1 protein-coding gene is annotated in these 1,308 nt (G+C 65.3%); it reads left to right on the forward strand.

Features of this window, described 5'->3' with window-relative positions:
* The first annotated feature begins 81 nt into the window (after positions 1–81).
* The gene (locus tag ACTOWJ_RS29365) at positions 82–1,302 is read left to right on the forward strand and encodes an ISL3 family transposase (protein ID WP_441338179.1); all 1,221 of its coding nucleotides are present in this window, start codon (positions 82–84) and stop codon (positions 1,300–1,302) included.
* Positions 1,303–1,308: the final 6 nt, after the last annotated feature.

Consider the following 1,308-nt stretch of genomic DNA (forward strand, 5'->3'; position numbering starts at 1 on the left):
GGTTCATCTCCCATCTGAGGGGAAAGGCGCACGGCCGACCGGCAGAATTGTTGTTGTCTAGGCAGCAAAACGGGGTCGGCCGTGGCCAATGGAGATTGTATTACCGCGCTCGGGGGCTGGAAGGGTTATCGGGTGTGTTCCTGGCGGCATGAGCCGCGCGGCAAGCAACGCTGGCTGGTACTGGATCTGGAGCCCGACCGGCAAAGCGACCACCGGTGTTCGGGCTGCGGCGAGGTCGTCGCGGCGGTCCACGACCGCACGGTACGGCGCATCCGCGACCTGCCGGTGTTCGATGATCCGGTGGAACTGCGCGTGCCCCGGCTGCGGCTGGCGTGCCCACGTTGCGGGCCGCGGCTGGAGCAACTGGACTGGCTGGAACCGCATTCGCGGGTGACGCGTCGGCTGGCGCAGAGTGTGGCGCGGTTTTGCACGGTGGCTTCGGTACGTCATGCCGCCCATTGGCACGGCTTGAACTGGAAGACCGCTAAGGCGATCGACTTTCGCGAGCTGGAACGCACGCTGGGGCCGGTCGATCTGGAGGGGGTGCGTTTGCTGGCGATGGATGAGTTCGCGATCCAGAAAGGTCACCGCTACGCGACCGTCGTGGTCGATGCCGAACGCAAGCGCGTGCTGTGGGTGGGCCGTGGCCGCTCACGCGCGCAGGTGCGGCCGTTCTTTGAACAGTTGGGTGCGCAACGCTGCGCACAGGTGCGCGCGGTGGCGATGGACATGAACAGCGCGTACGACCTGGAGGTGCGCCTGCACTGTCCGAATGCCGAAGTGGTCTACGACCTGTTCCACGTCGTGGCCAAATACGGTCGCGAGGTGATCGACCGGGTGCGTATCGACGAGGCCCATCGTCTGCGTGCCGACCAACCGGCCCGCCGCGTGCTGAAAACATCGCGCTGGCTGCTGCTGCGCAACCGCGAGAACGTCCCGGCGGGAAAAGCGGTCCACCTTGACGAACTGCTGGCCGCCAACCGCGCGCTGTTGACCGTCTACCTGCTCAAGGACGATCTCAAACAGCTATGGCGTTACCGCAGCCGCGCTTGGGCCGGCAAGGCTTGGCGATCGTGGAAGCGACGAGCCCTGCGCAGCGGCCTGGAGCCGCTGCGCCGCTTCGCCCGGCGTCTTGAACCTTATCTGCCGGGCATCCTGGCGCATTGCCGCTGGCCGCTGGGGACCAACTTGGTCGAAGGGATCAACAACAAGATCAAGGTGATTAAACGGGTGGCCTACGGCTTCCGCGATGACTCCTACTTCTTCCTGAAGATCCGGGCGGCTTTCCCCGGACTTGGGTGAAGAACC

It is taken from the genome of Lysobacter sp. CA199, assembly GCF_052078715.1.
GTDB lineage: Bacteria > Pseudomonadota > Gammaproteobacteria > Xanthomonadales > Xanthomonadaceae > Lysobacter.